The following is an 18,206-nucleotide window of genomic DNA, read 5'->3' on the forward strand; positions in this document are numbered from 1 at the left end:
TAGTGCCAATGGTTTCACTTTCAAAATCATTGGAGCATGAATTATCTGAAACGTAAGAATACTAAAGGCGATAAAACATACTACTATTACGACTTGGGCCGTGAGAAAGGACAACGTCCGGCGACTGGCATTTTCGTATATACAAAGCCGAAAGACGCAATACAGAAGCAGCATAACAAGCAGGCATTGGCTTTATTGGAGTTAAAAAAGAGTCAGGCCATCATTGAGCAGCAGTCTATCGGCACAGCGTTTATACCAGCGCATAAGTTCAAAGAGAACTTTCTCGACTATTACGAAGAGTATGTAAACAATAATAAGCGGGATGGCAACCGTCATCTGGAAAGTAGTCTGAAACAGTTCCGGTTGTTTCTTGGCTCTTCCATTATTTCACCAGGTAATATAACAGAAAATACCTGCAAAGCATTTCGTAGGTTCTTGTTAGATAAATATACCGGAGAGACGCCCGCCGATTATTACACCCGATTTAAATGGGTGCTGACTGCGGCCACTGCTGATGGCTATTTCAGGATAAACCCCACAGAAAAGGTAACTGCTAAATCAAATCCCAGTACCCGGCTGAAAGAACATCTGGAAGTTCCGGAATATCTGGAACTCCTAAATACTCCATGCACCAACGAAGAGGTAAAGGATGCCTTTATTTTTTGCTGTTATACTGGTCTGCGTTGGGTAGCCAAATCAACGGGGTTAAACTAACCACACGTATCATTCAGGCCAAAACCGGCTTGCCTGTTACGCTCACATTGCATCCTATTGCCCGCATGATAGTGGAAAAAAGAAAGCGGTCAGGTACGGGCTTACTGTTTCGCTTACCCACAGCAGATGGGGCTAATAAGGTACTGGAAAAATGGATTAGCGCAACTGACATAGGCAAATATATAACATGGTCTTGCGCGCGGTTGAGTTTTGCCATACTGTTGAAAGATAAATTGGTAGATGACCCTACAATTGCTTATTTGATGGGGCATTACCGGGATAGATTTATCAGCCAGAATTCATATCACCCCAGGAACAAAAGCGGAGATAGACGCAGTGAAAACTCAACAAATAATCTGCAACATCTTGCACAACGCTTTTAAATATTGTGGTACTGGAACCACTATTTATTTTTATGCGCTTATCACTGATGGCGCTCTAAAGTTCTATGTTACCAGCTACGGAATGACTATTCCCAGAGAGAAGCGCAAATTAATTTTTGAGCCATATCAGACACTAGAAAAAGGTAAAGCAAGTGTCGGTCTTGGGCTGTATCTCTGTAAAAAATACACGGAATTGCTGGATGGAATGATCTCCGTCTTTAGTAGAAATGGTATAACAAAGTTTAACGTATCGCTTCCCGTAACCATGAAAAACCAGTGACCATTATGCACAAGAATTTATTGAATGACCTTCAGGAATTGTTAACCTCAACGCCAATTTTATTAAGGAATCGTGTATGTGAAGAGTGTGATTGGAGTCTTTCCACCTATTACCGAAAGTCCAAACCGTTTAAGGATTTGAAGAGTGGATCAACCCCGCATCCGGGTATAAGCAATGCAGAAAAGGAGATGATTAAACGAATGGCTAAAGAAATAAAGGCTACTATTAACCGTGACCTTGATAAGATTTTAATGTACTGATTTTGAATTTGATTGCCCTGAAATTGGATTAGAAATGATCCAATTTCAGGGCTAAATATTTCGTTTGCCCCTAACAGAAAGGTGCGAGTTCCGAGTGGCTTTTTCACCTAAAGCGGCCGACTGCGGAGGCTGCTTTCAAGTTCATTGTGTAACAATGATACAACTTGCTGGATGCTAGGATAGCAGCCTTTAAAATTTGATTTGTGTAACAATCTGATAAAAAAAGTTTACCTAATTGTGGATAGAGGTTGGTTTTTAAAACATTGAAAGCTGAGCTTTATCGTTAAGATAAACTTTCATCCTCGATTCTTTTAGGAAAGGGGCTTGTTTGATTTTGGATGATAGATTAAACAATCTGCTTTGGGCCCTCCGGATTACCATGTCATACTCCATAGGTATGATGGTCACACGGCCATCCATTTCATTCGTTCTCCCTGCTTCTAAAGGATCTAAATTACTACCTAGTACAAAGCAGACCACCTTAGAATAGTCCTTTAGTAATCCATGAGAAAATAACTCCTTCACATATTTCCATGATTGCCCTTTCTCATCTCTGCCGATAGATACTCCCGGGCGCTTCAATTCAACAACTACTAGTCTGTCTACTCCAATCTCGCCAAAATCTTCATTATCATATTTAGGTAATGAATATAAACCTACAGTGCTGTTAGGAAGAACAACAAAGTCGGGTCGAATAGTACTTCCCTTAATATCTGCACCAAATATTTTTTGAATAACTTGTGTCATCCCTTTATTGGATGTATATTCGATTGTCTCATATTCAGGGCCAAAAATCCATAGCCCTCTATGGAACAGCGGCTGTAATTCTTGGACTTCATCAGTAGTTTCATTTAATACCTTCTCCTGCAATTTCTCCAAAAGCTTAGTCCTCCATTCAATTTCATCAAGGACAACCTTTGCTAAATCAATATCCCACTTCTCTAAAATTTTATTCAAATCATTTAAATCTTCAACGGATGCTGCTGCCAAAGCATGAATAAGTCCATATTTAGATTCAGAAGTTTCAAGTTTAGCTAATAAAGCGGCAATTTTTTCTAGCTCATCACTTCCAATTGATGGGCATTCTTCCTGAACTTCTTTTACAAATTTCTCCCATTTTTCTCTTCCTACAATCCCCATTTTCCTTAACGTGGGCTTAATATTATTCTCAATATCTTTAAATGTTTCATCCCTCTGGCTTTTGCTTAAATTTAATACATGATTTTTTATCTCTTTATAAATCTCCATACTTGCTTTTTTGTAAGCTTCGTCGTAGATTCGAAATGAAGTCCAGTCAGCTAAAACTGAATTTTCCAAGCAATCAGCATTCACTATAAATATGTATCTTTTTGCTATTGATTTTCGCCCATCCACAAGATGTTCACTTCCACTTCCTTTCCATGTACATTCGCCAACCAAACGATTCTTTACTTGCCAGGCTATACCATGCAACTGCGTTGTCTTATCTGTTGCCTGAATGTCTATTATCTTGATTGGAAATTCACCGACATCTTTAACTATAACTCTAATTTCTTCTATATGGTCCTTAGGGACATCTTCAAATGTTATTTCAGTATTATTTAGTTTCACTTTGAAGTTAGGATCTACCAAAAATCTCATTCCAATCTCCTTTTTAATATCGTCAATTGAAATTTGGGGCCTTATGGAATGCTTAATGAAAATTGTGGTACCGTGGGATATAGTAGAATCCTTTGTTTCAATTTTTTGATATGTCAATCTATTATTGCCATCTATTGAAATGTCATAAGTATTTTGTAGATTATTTTTTGAAGTAGATACTGTAAATACGTTACCAAAGGCGAAACTTGCCATTCTCCCTTTTCCATTTTTACCAAAAGCTGGCCTTGAGGCAATTTTATCTCTATGTGAGGGAGGGATTAGCGCCATTCCTCCAATATCTTTAATGCGATCATATGCCAGTACCATAAATCTACTTTCAAATTCTCCCTCAGTCATCCCATGTCCATTATCAGAAATTTCAAATCGATCTCCATCTGATTCCGGCCATGTTATATTAACTTCAGTCGATCCTGCATCCCAAGCATTAGCAATCAGTTCTATTATAGCTACTTTGGGTTCACAGAATATCGCTGAGCCAACAAAAGATTCTAAAAATCGATCTGCAAAGGTTGCGTGGTGTTTTTGACTCATAATACTTAAAAGAATGGGGTCTAAGAAATAATTACTTTCACAATATACAAATTTGTATAGTATTGCCGTCACAGATCCTTTTAATAGATGATCATTAATAGCCATTCATTAGGAGAGCTGATATAATATTATTGTTACCTCAATTCTACTCGCGTCAGTCTAGCAGCTTAACTTTTCAAGAAAAAATCTGATTCCTATAGTTATTAGAAATAAACAAAAGGAGATTTTTAAACGTGTTGCTAAAGATAAAAAGGGTACTATTGCGTTATCTAGATAAGAATTTGTTAGCTACAAACCAATAATGATCTGCGGGTTGAAATTTGTAAGTATTCAATCATACGTGCTATATACCGCCATCAGCTTTATTATACTTATGTAATTAGAGAAACTATCAATCCCTTATCAAAGGCTTCAGAACCAGCTCTTCAATTATTTCATAACTTTTATCTCCCCAGCTAGGGTCACCAGGTATTGGGGGGATAGAAAGCCAATGTGTAACTCCATTAATAATGTTGTCTTTGGGGAACAATTCTTCTCTTTCGTTCTTATATATTGTTTCTAATGTCTCATCGAGAAGTGTAGCGTCCTCGTATGAAGAAATAGTCAGAGAAATTAATCGAAATAAAGCTATTAGAGCATTTTTGACCTGTTCTTGGGATAACTTTCTTCCGTTGTGAACAAAATCATTCCTCAGTTTCCTCGCCTTATTTAGTAATTGGTAATCCAAAATTGTAATAAAATCTTTTTGGAATAGGAGTTCTATTTTGGTAGAAGTTGTCCAAGTTCGAAAGTCTTTTAAAAAAGTTCTTCTACCTTCGATTACATTTTCTTCGCTATTTTCTTTCGCAATTTCTTTAACCCAGATAATATTTATCACTTGTTCAATGGAGGTCCATAAGAAAATTAAACTTTCACCCCATTGGTTTCTCACATAGTTGGAGGTGCCGTTTAGTAGCAAGGCAGGGGATAGGCTGCCAATTTTCGCAAAATACCCTTTACCTAATTGATAGGCTTTTTCTAGTTCTGACGCCTGTATAGTTAATGGATTTAATAACTTAATGACATCATGATGGCCAACATGTTTTGTTTGAAATGCTCTATTTAGCTCAGCATAGTATCCGCTTCCTCCATTTCCAAGCTTTAAATATCCGTCCTGAAATAATTTACCGCTGGAGATGTCTGTAGGTTGAATTGCCTCACAATAAACACCTCCAAGTAAAAAAAAACCTAGAGTTTCATTGAATTTATTTAAAGCCAGTTCTCTATCTCTATATTCAGGAATTGCAGGTAAAATTAAACTACCACTAAAGGATATACCCAATGATAGAGGCGAAATGCCTACATCAATAAATGTTGACAGCCTAGTGAGTTTGACATAATCGTAGTTTTTATAATTTATTTCATCAAGAGTCGGATGCCATGTGTCATTTTCCCTCAGTACTAGTCTGAAAGGGAAATAATTACCAACAACAACAGGAATATGAACCTTTGGATTATTATCATTTATATCACCACTCATAAATCAATTAATATTTTAAGAAGACTTGAAAATTTCTATTGGTTGAATTTGTCTGGAAATTAATCAGCATCTAGTCTTTCCAGAATGTCATAAATGATCGCGGGTCACTATGGTGCTAAAGTCAAAAGTATTGACCGTCCAGAAAAAATAGATGGGTAAATTTTGCTAACAATTCACCTATCCTTTCTTCAAATGTAGGGTGCACAATAACGGAAATTATCCATATGAAATTAGAATTATCCAAGATTATTCTTTAACTGACTCCATTGATCTTAGGTTATTGCCGCAAAAATTGAGGTATTCCTGAGCCCAATCAAACCCCATATGAACATCAAGCATTAAAATTATCATTTCAATAAAGGCCAGATATTTCGTGATTTTGTGGGGGCCAACTGAGTCTGGCATCTTGCCCTTATGTACCATATCGTTTCTGTGAAGCATTATATCCTTCACTGTATTCTGATCTTTATTAGACAATTCAAATTTGGTATCAAGCGCTGGTATTATTTCTGTCAATAGTTTATGAATATTGGGCGAAGGATCCGGAAATATATATTCTGGATCCCTCAATGTAATGAATCTTTTAACAGCAACTTCCAAAGCAACAAAACCCATCACCAACCCACTTTCAGGACTTGAACTTATGATTGTTTGCGCTTCTCTTAAAATAGTATGACCTATTGGTTCTGTTTCTTCCTCAATAGAATGTGTGGTTATTAACTTTTCAATTTCTTCTTTTGGGTTTTGAATAAAGTAGAATGGTGAACAGACAACTCCAGATTCTTTAAAAGAATTAATCTGTTGCCATTTGTGTTGATCAAAAGACCATTTAAATTCGCCATTGGTACTTTTATTCAAATAAACCGCAAGCTTAAACCTCCATCGAAGCAGCTTAAATAACTTTTCTGTTATATCTTCTAGCCTCGGTAGTACAACACTCACCTCTGCTTTGATTTTAGGATATCTGGCCAGTTCTGAAATGCTCATTATGGCTTCAGTCCCCTCTTCTAATTGCATTTCTTTAAATTGATTGTATCTTCTTTCACCCACTTTCGTTTGAATTGTTGTTCTTAGCCGTAAAACAAAAGCATATCCAATAAATTCTTGGCTTATTTCAATCCAGCCTTCACCTTTAAATGGAATTCTTAAAGGAAGATCTTCTTCATTAAATGTATGACCAAGCAGAAAATATTCTCGAGTTAGCGAAAACCAGATTAGTTGGATAGAGGTCTCTTGTATATCCCTCAATGGCGTTTTTTTATTAGAATTGGTCATATATTAATTATAAAATGGAGGAAACATAAATGCATATCTTGTTTCATTTCAAATAAAATAAAAAATATTGAATAAAGGGGGCATTTAATTTGCCGAATAAGTTTAATGATTATAGATGTGTCGTGAGAGAAAAAAGAGTAAAAAGTGTGATCAACTGTTATCCTGTTGGCATTTTGACCTTCGATTGATGATAGATATACATAATTAATTGATTATCAATATTATTTACATTTCATTCATGCTCGACTTTGGGTTGAGAAGACGATATCTTGCTATGAACAACAGCAACAACCACTAACAATCAATTTTAACAGCAACTTACCAAGTCCACCAGCTTACGACAAAAACTCTGGATTTAAATATTTAGTGCGAAATGAATTGCATGTTACTGATATATTCAAAATTGGATTAACAACCCGTGATAGCAATACTCGGGCAATGGAATTATCAGGTACAACAGCCTCGGTAAGCAAATTTTTGGTACCCTCTGAATGGCATGTAAAGGATTGCTACTTAATAGAAAAGACTAATTCATAAAAGACTCGATTATTGCATGGTAAATCCCAAAAGAGAATTTTTCAACATCAATTATAAGGATGCCTTGGCTATAATATCTGAAATTGGTGAAGGATTATAGGGGGCTTATTTTTAGACTACTCGGTTAATTTTTTATATATTTAGAAGTGTTTTTTTAACTGTAATTCGACACTTCATTGACACAAATACCTTACAACTCTTTCACCCTTAACTAGATAAGAATCCAGTTCTGGGCACGAAAGTGGACAAATCGAGATTACTCTTGGTTTGTCCATTTTTATTTTCGGGGAGATCCGCGTCCAGACTGTATATCAGCTTGACGGCTTCGTTCAATCTAGCGGTTCGATAATGGCTTCCGTCAAAAACGAGTTTTTCGCGGAAAATCGAATCATTCCTTTGCCATTCAATTATTATACTCTAACCACATTAACTTCCAATTAACGCTTATCATTCTTTCGTTATCTAATTTTCAGGTTATTCATCTAACGTGAGAATCTGGCATCCCCAATATTGGTTTGCCGATAAAGAATAAGCATAATGGTAAAAAGGGAAAACACGACTTCAATTGAACAATCTTTATTTAATGAGCTTTCGCAGCTTATAGAGCAAAGTCAACGACAAGTGTTTTCACATGCTAACAGTACGCTTACAATACTTTTCTGGCAAATTGGCAAACGTATTAACCATGAAATCCTTAGAAATAAGCGAGCGGAGTATGCAAAACGGATTGTGTCGACACTGTCGACACAATTAAAGAGTCAGTATGGGAAAAACTTTGAGATAAGGAATTTAAGGAGAATGATACAATTTGCTGAGCAATTCACAGACCTGGAGGCTATCTTACCGCTATCACAGCAACTGAGTTGGTCTCATTTCGTGGAATTATTGTCGCTTAAGAACCAGGAGGCAAGGCTATACTACGCAAAGATAGCCACTGATCAGGGATTGGGCATAAGGGAATTAAGGAAACAAATTGCAACCAAAACATTTGAGCGGACGGGCATTGCGAATATACAAAACACAAGTAATCATCCGGCTATTAGTGACAATTTCAAAGACCCTCATTTTCTGGACTTCCTTGGATTACGAAACACCTATCTGGAAAAGGATCTGGAAGAGGCCATACTTCGGGAACTAGAGGCTTTCATATTAGAGCTGGGAAAAGGGTTTGCCTTTATAGAGCGTCAGAAGAGGATGATCATTGATGGCGAAGATTTTCATTTAGATCTTTTGTTTTATCACCGAAATTTAAAACGCCTGATAGCTGTTGAGTTGAAACTGGGAAAATTTGAAGCCCAACATAAAGGGCAAATGGAGTTGTATTTAAAGTGGCTGGATAGATACGAAAAGCAAGAAGGAGAATACCCTCCCATAGGTTTAATCTTATGTGCTGAAAGTAGAAGAGAGCAGGTAGAGTTATTGGAAATGCACAAGGATGGAATAATAGTAGCGAATACTGGACAGAACTACCTCCCAAAAAAGCGCTGGAGAAAAAGATACATAATATCTTCATTGAAGCTAAGGCAAGGATTGAACGTAGGAAGGTACTTGAAAGATATCCTTTTGAGGCTGATGAAAAAACAATAAATCACGCAGACCAATAGCTGAACTTCGTACTTGCATGCTATCTGGAAGTAGTAATCTTTGGTTCGGGAAAAGTCCACTTCGGTGCACAAAAGAGGCTTGTAAGTAATTGACTTGCAAGCCTCTTTTCATTCTATGACGTGTCGATTGTCACGCTTTCCCGGTTTCCTTCTCCTTTATTTTTTAACCATAAACCGTTTGTATGCCTCCTGGATAGCTTCCTCCGTTTCAGGAACCAGATAATTTATTCCACGGTAAATTTTTGCCTGCACACTTTCCACAAACGGTCTGTAAGTGTCATTATATTTAGCGAATGCAGTTTCGTAATGATCATTTGAATACAATTCTTTTGCTAAAATATTGGCGCCCTGCATGGCCAGACTTGTACCCATTCCTGTATGGAAGCTCGCTGCATGTGCTGCATCGCCAACCAATGCCACCCGCCCTTTTGTCCACGAAGGCATGTGAATCTGACAAACTTCATCGAAGTATAAATTGTCGGTGTGCAACATGGCGTCTAAAATTTCAGGTATTTTCCAGGAGCTGTTTTGAAAAGTTTCTTTCAAGATTTGCTTGTGCTGTTCGTGATTCCTGTGATCCCAATTCAGTTTAGGCGATCTGAAAACAACAAGCGCATTCACGGCATTTTTAAACGGATAGAGCGCCGCAAACTTACGTGGCTCGTTGTATATCAACCCTGTGTTGGGTTTGGTTTTAATATTTGGCACTTCCGCAAATGCAAAATATTCGCCATAAAATTTTGAGTACTTTTCTTCCTCTCCAAATACCAGCTTTCTTACGGCAGAATGTGTTCCATCTGCACCAAAAACAAAATCGAAAGTGCTGCTACCTCCATTTTTAAATGTTACCTCCACGTTTTCTTCGTACTGCACTAATGTTTCAATCTTGTTGTCAAACATAATATCCACTTCATTCGTTGGAATGTTTTGATAAAGTATATCCAGGAGATCATCACGGTGAATTTCAATATCACCGAGATATTCAGGTTGCGCATTTAACGAAAACGTAACGATTGTTTCATTTTTGGCGTTTACAATTTCATCCGTGTGAATAAACTCTTTCGCCTTTATTTTTTCCAGTATGCCCATTTCTTTTGCAACGTTTAAGGCTACCCCTCTTACGTCTATGGGCGATCCGCCTCTTCTCAACCCATTTGAAATTTCAACAACGGTGACCTCGTAGCCGTATTTATTCAACCAATAGGCTAATGTTAAGCCGGCAATACTTGCTCCTGATATTAAAACCCGCTTTGTCATATCAATTATTTTTTGTTTTACAATACAAAAATGTTGCTATTTTTAAGAATAAAATAATTGAATAACTAATAAAAATAGTCGTAAAAATTATGATAACAGAAAGGGATGGGCAAGACTTTCTTCAGTTTGCAAATAAAATCGGTTACGATATCGGGGAACGTATGGCGCAAAACATAGATGTGCAATTTCAAAAAAACTTTGATTTCCTACCCGATTTTGCCTTATTTATTGCTTCCTATAAAGTAAAGAAAACGTTTTCACGACATACGACACCTCCCAAACATATTCAAAACAGCATCCGCTTTTTCTTTCACAATGCCTTTGATGATGATGCACCCGCAAAAGGCAAAAGAAAGTTAAAAACACAGGAAAAACCGCCGTACGTCCGCGTATTTCCCTCTGAACTTCCATATACCAGTGTTTTCAGGAGAAACTCCCATGTAAAAGTGGTGTCTGTATTTATCAGTGCAGATTATCTGAAAAGTTTTTTGAAAGATGATGTTGAGCATTTCCCGTTTTTGTTCGACAATGGCAGCAATTTTTTGATTGAAGAAATGATGACGGATGATATACTTCGCACCATAAATGATATTGCCAAAAAGGAAGAACCAGAGGCACTCAATAGCTACTACTACAAACTAAAAACAATGGAACTACTTTTCTATTTGTTTCAAAGTTTGAACAAACGGGAGAAATCTGTTCATCAAAAACTAAGCAGTAAGGATATAGAAGCTATATACAGCGTTAGGGACAAAATTATTTCATCGCTGGACAAGCCAAGCGCTATCGCAACGTTAAAGCAGGTTGCAGGAATGAACGAATTAAAAATGCGTCGACTTTTTACACAGGTTTTCGGAATGGGTATTTACGATTATTACCAGCATTTACGCATGAAAGAAGCTGCCCGTCTTTTACGGGATGAGAAGTTGTCTGTATCGGAAGTTGGGTATCAAATGGGATTTGAGAATCTCAGTCACTTTTCCAGGGTATTTGAAAAACATATTGGAAAGAAGCCCAAAAAATATAGTAAGGAACTGGCGTAGAAAAACGTAGACCTGTGAGGCTGTAACAGATTTTCCAATCAAAAAAAATTAATTGCTTTATTTTAATTGGGCTTTATGCCGGGCGGCATTAACCGAGTTTAGTTAAATGGACAAACCTGGAGCATCCCGGTTTGTCCATTTAAATTTGATGCAGGCCGTTGGCAAGCGTATGCTGTGTAATATCTTATTATTGCACCCGTTCCTGTTGTTTCAGCTGTTTAGCCTTTTTCAGATCTTTCTGTGCTTCTTCCAGGTTGATCTCGTTAGCCAGTTTGGTTTTTAGCTGTCCCCTGTTCTCAAAGAATTCTGCCCGGTTTTTATTAATCATAATCGCTTTATTAAAGTCTTCCAACGCAGAAATCTGCTGATTGAGTTTGAGCTTAATCAGTCCTCTGTTGTTATACAACATCGGGAGTTGATTGCTGCTGACTCTGTCAAATAAATTGTCAATCTGATCCAGAGCCTGTTGGAACTTCTGCAGCTGATACAACTGGTTGGTCCGGTTGAGTAACTGTTCTATACCTTCGCTTCTGACCAGGCTATCAATATTAAAAAAGCTGTTCAGTGAAGCGGCCGGCTGATTTACGAAGTTATAGCCTTTCTCTATTGCTATCAGTCTTTTGGCCTTGGTGGGGTGGGTGCACCCCGCTTCCAGTTCCGGAGTAGGGTGGTTGTTGACTGCCATAATCCCGGACTCCGCATTTTGCAGTGTGCCTTTCAGTTTTTTAATAATATACCCGGAGAAGAAATCTGCTTCCAGTTCTCTTTGCCTGGAAATGGCGTAGGTTAAGGATTGCGACCGCATGGAGTGCCCGAGGAAATGATGTCCTACTTCATGGGCGAAGATCGCGAAGGCCACCCAATCGGTATTTTTAGCTACCAGTTTGTCCAGGTAGCTACGATTATATAAAATATACCGGGTGCTGTCGCCCCGTGTCATTACCGCTTTAAATACAGGTCCGGGGAATTGGCATTCATACAGCATAAAGTTTGCGGCAATACGGTTTTCACTTTCCTTGCCCAATAGTTGCTGAATCTTGATGATTACCCTGGCCGGGGTAAAACCATCCGCACTTAAAGACGGTTGCATATCCGGAATACAGTCATCTTCCAGCTGTGTACTGACAAAGCTACAGGAGAAGATGAAGTATTTATCTTCCGGTATCGTATCGCTGGATGGTTGCGCAGCGGTAACTACCTGGCTATATGCTTTGTGCGGCCATTGCAGCAGCATGATGGCGAAGCACAGGACCAGGCATTTTATATGCGTTGACATTATCTGGAGAGATTATAAGTGATAGCCAGGAAATTTCCCCATTTATAAAAGGATTCCGTTTCTACCGTTGTGCCCATCGTCGCTTTTGATACCACTTGCCCCTCCTGGTATTTGGAAGAAAGGAGTGTTGCCTGCGTGAGTGTCCAGCCAAAGCTGGCAATAATCCGCTGCTCGCGGCCCAGTGCGGCAGAAACACCTAAATGATAATTGAATTTTGTAGAAGAGCCAACCGATAAACTGACACCGATGGCCAGTGCAGGTTGAAAATCCCAGCCCGTTCTGTAATAAGCGTGCATCAGTGCTCCGATGGAAGGAATGACCCTGTTGCGGTTATCATTTCTGGCAATTTTCGCGTTGTCGGGGTCACCGCTGATACTATCAAGTCTGTAAGACTGATCAAAAAAATTGTTACTTCCGAAGTTCATAAAGAAGCCTGTACTGAAGTCGAGTTTAAACCCGCCATAGGTTCTTACAATAACTGGAATTTGTAGACCAGGATCAGTGCAGATCGTATTTTCTTTAGGATCTATTTTGATGTCAAATTTCAGTTCGTCTTTATCTGCAATAGCAGCCTGCGTGATGACATAGTTCACCGGGTTGATCGTCTTGTAACTATTCACTATTAAATTCTTCTGATCAAGCAGCAGGTAATTATCAATGATGCCGTTAGCTTTTGTAACAACCGCTTTATTGGATTGCATGGCTTCAATTCTTTCATTGGTAACCCGGATGGCCTTTTCCAGAATAGCATAGTCATTTCCAAAGTCATCTGCCTTAGCACTTTTTTTCAAGGTCCCCAGCTTGGCCATCAGCTTATCTGCATCTTCCTTAAAGGATTTTGCTGCTTCTTCAATGTCTTTTTCCAGTTGCTCAACAACTGGTTTCTCTGTAGTTGCAGCCTCCGTATAGTGATCCAGAATATTAATTACCTGTGCCAGCAGCAGTTCTTTCGAAGAATCAGGAACTTCCTGGTCGATTTTATTATTGTTGACAAAGGTTGTAGTTGCGGTTAATAAGGATGTTTTTGCGGTTGGGTAGGTGCCATCGCACGCATCTTTTATGACGACCAGCTTATTTTTATAGAGCAAACTCTGTTGCAATACATTGACTGCTTTTTTGAATTTCTCCAGGCTTTCCCAGTAACTATCGAGCTTTTCATTTACCTTTTTATAGCTTGCTTTAAAAGGAGTAAGCTCATCTTGCGACTGTGCTTTCAATTTCAGAACACCGTCATTAAAGGAAAAGCTGGACCCTGCCGGCGGCTTTGGATCATCTGTGGTGTTGAGCGCAACGGTTGATCCATCCAGTTTTTTGAGGATGTCAGGTTGCTGCGTGAAGAAATTGGTGCTGGTGTTATTTACCTGGATCGTGTAACGGCTTTTGTTAATGTTGGTTATTTCTAATACAACCAGGTTGCCATGACTCACACGGTGCCGTATCCTGGATTTGGGCAAATGCTGATAATCGATAAGGATAGTATCCGGTGACTGGGCATACATATCCGCCATTGGTAACAGGAATAGTAATGAAAAGAGCTTTTTCATGTATATAAGTATTGGGATGAGGAATAACAATAGGGGCTATCTGCTACTTCGACAAATTTATCTGTACTAATATAGGAATTATTAATATGCCTGCAAAGTGCTTTTCAATTTTGTGGTTCACCAGCAAATACCCATATATGATATATTGGTATTATGGTTAATGTATGTTTTGTTTTAATTAATGAAAAAATCTGGTACGATGAATATCGCGCTGTTATTCAGGAGCTACAAATTTGCCTTGTGGTGTAACAAGCAATGATTGCCCGTTTACCGCTATGGCCATAGGCTTATTTAGTGTAATCAGGGGATTCATATTTTCCGCTAAGAATACATCCTTCGGTACCTTCTTCCAGAACATAGATTTCAGGCTTTCCGTTTTCAAGCCATTATGTAAAAGCAACCTGTCAGTAACTACCAAATTTTTATCTACCAGTAATAACTCGCCGAAAGTATTTTGAAAGTCGACAAAAAAATGAAACAGTAGCCCAACGCGGCTTTTAAAGGGTAACCAGCAGATCTGTTCTGCGCCTGTATTTCCTATATCGCCGCTTCTTTTCATAAATAGCAGCTGTTTCCTGAACCGGCCGGGATAAAGAAAATCGCAATTCACTTTGAAATTGTTTATTTCTCCTTCCAGCTTCCCTTTCTTATTTACGCGTAATGTATAATCCCTGTAAATATCGGTGTAGTGTTCATTTTCCGTATGCTGTTCGAAAATAAGGGAAGACTCCTTATCCTTAATACGCACAGTACCGTTGGCCTGAATGCTGGCAGACGTTACCTCATTTTCGTACATGGCCTGCGAAGCTCCTCCATACAAGGTAGTGCGGTCCGTTTCCCTTCCTTCTCTGGAATAGACAATCAGTAAGCTTCCTGCATGGAATAGCCGCCTGGCTTCTCTCATTTCGTCGTTCGCATAGATAGCCATGTAAAAGTTATGGTCCGCTTTCAAACTGGCAAATTGATAAAAACGGAGGGTGTAAGCCGTGATATAGTCCCGGTAATCCATAAAGGGTGTTTGCCCGGAAAGGGGTGGCAAACCACTGGTGACAGGTGCAGCCTTTATTTCAATGGGGAACTTCCTTTTGGGAAAGCTGGCCAGGTATTCAGCGAATGACCTGGTTTCTGTAGGCAGATAAGCAATCTGACCATCACGGCCTATTTTCAACAATCTTAATTTCCCGCTCGTTGCTATAATCGGGTGGTCGTTAAGGTCTGTACTATCTTTTGTAGTCCTGACTTCAATGATAGAGTCGTTCCGGAAAACAGTGGTGCTGCTAACAAATGTCTTTGTACTGTTTGTAGAAGCGGATCTGTTTTCTCCCATGACTTGAGCAGATAACAGCTGACCAGTGGTGTCATAAGCCGCCAGGTATTCAGCACCGTCACCTTCGGACGCATAAATATAAACCACGGTAAATCCCGGGTTCCGTACATAAACGCCAGCCACCGCCATATGGCCCGCCCACTGCGGAAAACTTAGCAGCATTTCGTTGCCGGTTACATCCCGCAATCCAGTGAGGTGGCTGCTGGCTGCCCGGTCGACCATAGGCAATGAATCAAGCAGCCGGCAGAAGCTGATACGTGGTGATGGAGTGGAATCTGTTACGACGTGTTTTTGACTGCCTGCGTTTTGGCAGGACAATAAATAAAGGCTGAAAATGCCCAGCCATAGAGCGATGAGGGGCTTCATAAGTAAAAGGGGAGTTTGCAGATTAATATAATAATTTTTTAAACTCCCGGAAAAAAATCAGGGTATATTTTCTGTCAGGTGCAAGTTCGTAGCCCATACCGTTTTTTAGTCAACTTATCTAACGGTCATGGTATATCTCCGGCAATAACAATAACTACTTTAAGAACACGGGGTATCGTAGCAGGATAACCATTTATGATGTATTTTCGGACGTTACTAAAATACCCTGTACTAATGGCTCCTTATTTTATTAAAACCTTGCTGTCACTTTTGCTGGTTGTAGCCTCAGCAGACCTGTTGGCTCAGGACAATGACTTTGAACTGCTGTCAAAAGCAGCGAAAGACACCAGCATCCGCTTCCCATTGGATTATAAGATTTCAAGACCACGACTGGAGTATCCTCATTGGGACAATGATTTCGATATTTACTATCACTTTCTTACGCCCGCTATCAGAAAGACACAGGCTTCTATGAGCTATACCCAGAACGGCGTTATTACTACCATGACACCTAATTCCATTATTCCGCATGCTCAATTGGATACGACAACAACGGTAGATGATCCTACGAAATTTATCGGAACCTAGCGGATGATTAACTTCCGTTCCATCAGGTATAACGATTCCGTATGGATTCCGGAAAAGACATATTACCGGCTGGAAGATGTGCTCCTGGAAGATAAAAGCAAAGACGAAGCTTTTGCCGTTATTACTGATAATAATTTTAAGCTCTATGCTAAGGAAACAGGCAGGAACGATTTTAAAAAGATGATGTCGGCTAAGTATAAAATAGAGAACCGGAGGTTTATGATGATGTATAAGTTTTCCAAAGCCAGTGCTGGCGTATCACAGATAGGAATCGATGAAAAAGGATACCTGATTCTGAATTACCCGAAGGTTGTGGAGAACGTGAAAAAGGGAACCTACTTTTCCTACTATGCTGTTATTGAGCAGTATATTTTTGAAAAGGCAAAGTAATGCTCTGGGTGCAGAGGATCAGTAAAATTCCCTGCACCATTCATGGCTACCTTCAGGATGTTATCAGGGTGATACCGCTTAGATCTGCTTTCCCATTTTTTTTCAGGAATTCATAAGTGATGCGATCTGCCTGGCAATCAATAAAACGGACCCATTTCAGGCTTTTGTTTTTAAACAGTGTGTTAGTGAGGATAGCACGTTCAAACGTTACCATGTCGAACGCGCAATTGTCAAAGCAGCAATCTTCCAGGATACCATTGAAAACAATATTTTCGATCTGCATTTTGATAAAAGAGGTTTGCTTCCACACTGCATTTACTGTATTGTTATGCAGAAAAGATCCTGATTTTAACACTGCGCCGGTAAAATTGGCATCGGAGAAATCGCATTTTTTCATGAAGCTTTCAAAGAATTCAGCTCCCTTTAACAAGCTATTCTTACATATATTTTTATCCAGGTAAGATCGCTGAATGCGGCTATTGCTCATATCAGCACCGGAGAAATTACAGTTTTCAACATGATTGCCCTTTAGGAGCAGGCCGGACAAATCAGAATCAATGAACTTGCAACGCAGCAGGTGAGCGGAGTTAAGTTGCTCATGCAGGTTTTTTATCCCCGAAAAGTCGGCGTCGATCCATTGCTCACCCGACATATCCCAGTTAAACTGCTGTGAGGGTTCGGCGGCTGGCTCCTTTGTTAACGGTGCTGTTGCGGGCGCCTCAGCCGCCCCGGCTGGGACACTTTCTGAAAAATAGTTAAGGTCAACCCCCAGCATTTCAGCAAGACGGTTGAAGGTAATAATATCCGGCATAGACTCCCCGCGTTCCCATTTCCCAACCGCCTGGGCACTGATAAAGAGGCGCCGGGCAAGCTGGGCCTGTGACATGTTTATTTTCTTTCTTGCTTCGGCAATTTTACTACCGATCACCTGGATTGCTGACATGGACGCTTTTTTTTGACACTACAAAGGTGATTGAATCCATCTTCGGGGCCAAAAAAAGGCGGCAACTTTTGGTTGTAAATCCGCTACTATCGGTTGTTATTCCACCACCAGCGGTGGTTGCTGCCGGAAATGACGAAAAAACAGGGGGGTAACCGATAAAGATAAATTCCCGGTATGAGCTGTGAAAAAGGAGTGTATTATGTACATTCGTCGTTTAAACCTATACCAATATATAATGGATGCTAACCCGATGCCACGAGGCAAACTGGATTTTCGCTTAATATTAATATCTGTTCTGATAAGTTTCTTGTATGTAATGGGAGTAGGATTTCTCCTTAACAGCCTGGGGCGGGATCCTGGAGGCTACCAGTCTGAACACAAAAATATGGCGGAAAGCATCGCTGTTGCGATATTGCTGGCTCCGCCGCTGGAGACCTTGATCTCCCAGATGATACCTTATTTAATCATTGACCTTTTTAAAGAGCGTCTGCAGCAGTGGTTCATGCATTGCTATATTATCGTATCTGCATTATTCTTTGCTTTTGCTCATACTTATTCCAACGGCTATGTGCTGGCTATGTATGTACCTGGCATTGTGCTGGCTTATTCCTATGCCCGGTCCAAACAACAGCACCGGCCTGCATTTCTTACCACCATGCTCATACATTTGCTGTATAATACGCTGGTGCTGGCATGGAACTATTTCCTGGCAGACGCATAGTTATTGA

16 protein-coding genes are annotated in these 18,206 nt (G+C 39.5%); 8 read left to right on the forward strand and 8 right to left on the reverse strand.

From position 1 onward, the window contains the following. Nucleotides 1-36 precede the first annotated feature (36 nt). The 3 genes from BMW79_RS18015 to BMW79_RS18025 all read left to right on the forward strand — a co-directional run bounded on the left by BMW79_RS18015 (nucleotide 37) and on the right by BMW79_RS18025 (nucleotide 1,637). On the forward strand, nucleotides 37-714 hold the full coding sequence (locus BMW79_RS18015) for a phage integrase SAM-like domain-containing protein (RefSeq protein ID WP_089897057.1): 678 nt from the start codon (nucleotides 37-39) through the stop codon (nucleotides 712-714). A 336-nt stretch (nucleotides 715-1,050) separates the two neighbouring features. Then, the gene (locus tag BMW79_RS34405) at nucleotides 1,051-1,377 is read left to right on the forward strand and encodes a sensor histidine kinase (protein ID WP_177192237.1); all 327 of its coding nucleotides are present in this window, start codon (nucleotides 1,051-1,053) and stop codon (nucleotides 1,375-1,377) included. Nucleotides 1,378-1,382: 5 nt separating this feature from the next. Then, nucleotides 1,383-1,637, forward strand: coding sequence for a hypothetical protein (locus BMW79_RS18025; protein ID WP_089897059.1), 255 nt, complete (start codon nucleotides 1,383-1,385; stop codon nucleotides 1,635-1,637). A 255-nt stretch (nucleotides 1,638-1,892) separates the two neighbouring features. Here the strand turns inward: BMW79_RS18025 and BMW79_RS18030 are convergent, their stop codons facing one another. From BMW79_RS18030 to BMW79_RS18040, 3 genes are all read right to left on the reverse strand, one after another. Beyond that, nucleotides 1,893-3,809, reverse strand: coding sequence for an ATP-binding protein (locus tag BMW79_RS18030; protein ID WP_177192238.1), 1,917 nt, complete (start codon nucleotides 3,807-3,809; stop codon nucleotides 1,893-1,895). Between the two features lie 391 nt (nucleotides 3,810-4,200). Beyond that, nucleotides 4,201-5,328 (reverse strand): hypothetical protein, encoded by a 1,128-nt coding sequence (locus BMW79_RS18035; protein WP_089897061.1) that lies wholly within the window; start codon nucleotides 5,326-5,328, stop codon nucleotides 4,201-4,203. A 246-nt stretch (nucleotides 5,329-5,574) separates the two neighbouring features. Further along, nucleotides 5,575-6,603, reverse strand: a complete 1,029-nt coding sequence (locus BMW79_RS18040) for a hypothetical protein (protein ID WP_143059207.1) — start codon at nucleotides 6,601-6,603, stop codon at nucleotides 5,575-5,577. 1,074 nt (nucleotides 6,604-7,677) lie between these two features. Between BMW79_RS18040 and BMW79_RS18045 the strand changes: the two genes are divergently transcribed. Further along, nucleotides 7,678-8,727: a PDDEXK nuclease domain-containing protein gene (locus tag BMW79_RS18045; protein ID WP_218150376.1), complete on the forward strand. Its 1,050-nt coding sequence runs from the start codon at nucleotides 7,678-7,680 to the stop codon at nucleotides 8,725-8,727. 173 nt (nucleotides 8,728-8,900) lie between these two features. On the opposite strand, the gene BMW79_RS18050 is transcribed toward BMW79_RS18045, so the two are convergent. Further along, entirely contained in the window at nucleotides 8,901-10,001 is a 1,101-nt protein-coding gene (locus tag BMW79_RS18050) for an FAD-dependent monooxygenase (protein WP_089897063.1), read from the reverse strand. Nucleotides 10,002-10,090: 89 nt separating this feature from the next. Here BMW79_RS18050 and BMW79_RS18055 point away from each other — a divergent pair, with 89 nt between their 5' ends. Beyond that, nucleotides 10,091-11,044 carry a helix-turn-helix domain-containing protein gene (locus tag BMW79_RS18055; protein ID WP_089897064.1) on the forward strand — a complete coding sequence of 318 codons (954 nt, stop codon included), beginning with the start codon at nucleotides 10,091-10,093 and terminating at the stop codon, nucleotides 11,042-11,044. 187 nt (nucleotides 11,045-11,231) lie between these two features. Here the strand turns inward: BMW79_RS18055 and BMW79_RS18060 are convergent, their stop codons facing one another. The 3 genes from BMW79_RS18060 to BMW79_RS18070 form a co-directional block, all read right to left on the reverse strand. Then, nucleotides 11,232-12,320 carry a hypothetical protein gene (locus BMW79_RS18060; protein WP_143059208.1) on the reverse strand — a complete coding sequence of 363 codons (1,089 nt, stop codon included), beginning with the start codon at nucleotides 12,318-12,320 and terminating at the stop codon, nucleotides 11,232-11,234. Next, nucleotides 12,320-13,864 (reverse strand): hypothetical protein, encoded by a 1,545-nt coding sequence (locus BMW79_RS18065; protein WP_143059209.1) that lies wholly within the window; start codon nucleotides 13,862-13,864, stop codon nucleotides 12,320-12,322. Before BMW79_RS18065 ends, BMW79_RS18060 begins: the two co-directional genes overlap by 1 nt. Before the next feature lie 214 nt (nucleotides 13,865-14,078). Beyond that, nucleotides 14,079-15,557 (reverse strand): hypothetical protein, encoded by a 1,479-nt coding sequence (locus BMW79_RS18070; protein ID WP_089897067.1) that lies wholly within the window; start codon nucleotides 15,555-15,557, stop codon nucleotides 14,079-14,081. Between the two features lie 234 nt (nucleotides 15,558-15,791). Between BMW79_RS18070 and BMW79_RS18075 the strand changes: the two genes are divergently transcribed. Continuing rightward, on the forward strand, nucleotides 15,792-16,145 hold the full coding sequence (locus BMW79_RS18075) for a hypothetical protein (protein WP_089897068.1): 354 nt from the start codon (nucleotides 15,792-15,794) through the stop codon (nucleotides 16,143-16,145). A 3-nt stretch (nucleotides 16,146-16,148) separates the two neighbouring features. Next, nucleotides 16,149-16,535, forward strand: a complete 387-nt coding sequence (locus BMW79_RS18080; protein ID WP_089897069.1) for a hypothetical protein — start codon at nucleotides 16,149-16,151, stop codon at nucleotides 16,533-16,535. Nucleotides 16,536-16,587: 52 nt separating this feature from the next. Here the strand turns inward: BMW79_RS18080 and BMW79_RS18085 are convergent, their stop codons facing one another. Then, on the reverse strand, nucleotides 16,588-17,478 hold the full coding sequence (locus tag BMW79_RS18085) for a helix-turn-helix domain-containing protein (protein ID WP_089897070.1): 891 nt from the start codon (nucleotides 17,476-17,478) through the stop codon (nucleotides 16,588-16,590). Between the two features lie 316 nt (nucleotides 17,479-17,794). Here BMW79_RS18085 and BMW79_RS18090 point away from each other — a divergent pair, with 316 nt between their 5' ends. Further along, a complete protein-coding gene (locus BMW79_RS18090; protein WP_177192239.1) occupies nucleotides 17,795-18,199 on the forward strand; it encodes a CPBP family intramembrane glutamic endopeptidase in 405 nt (134 codons plus the stop codon). Nucleotides 18,200-18,206 lie beyond the last annotated feature (7 nt).

Origin of the sequence: Chitinophaga arvensicola (genome assembly GCF_900110835.1) — a bacterium.
GTDB classification, from domain to species: Bacteria; Bacteroidota; Bacteroidia; order Chitinophagales; family Chitinophagaceae; genus Chitinophaga; species Chitinophaga arvensicola.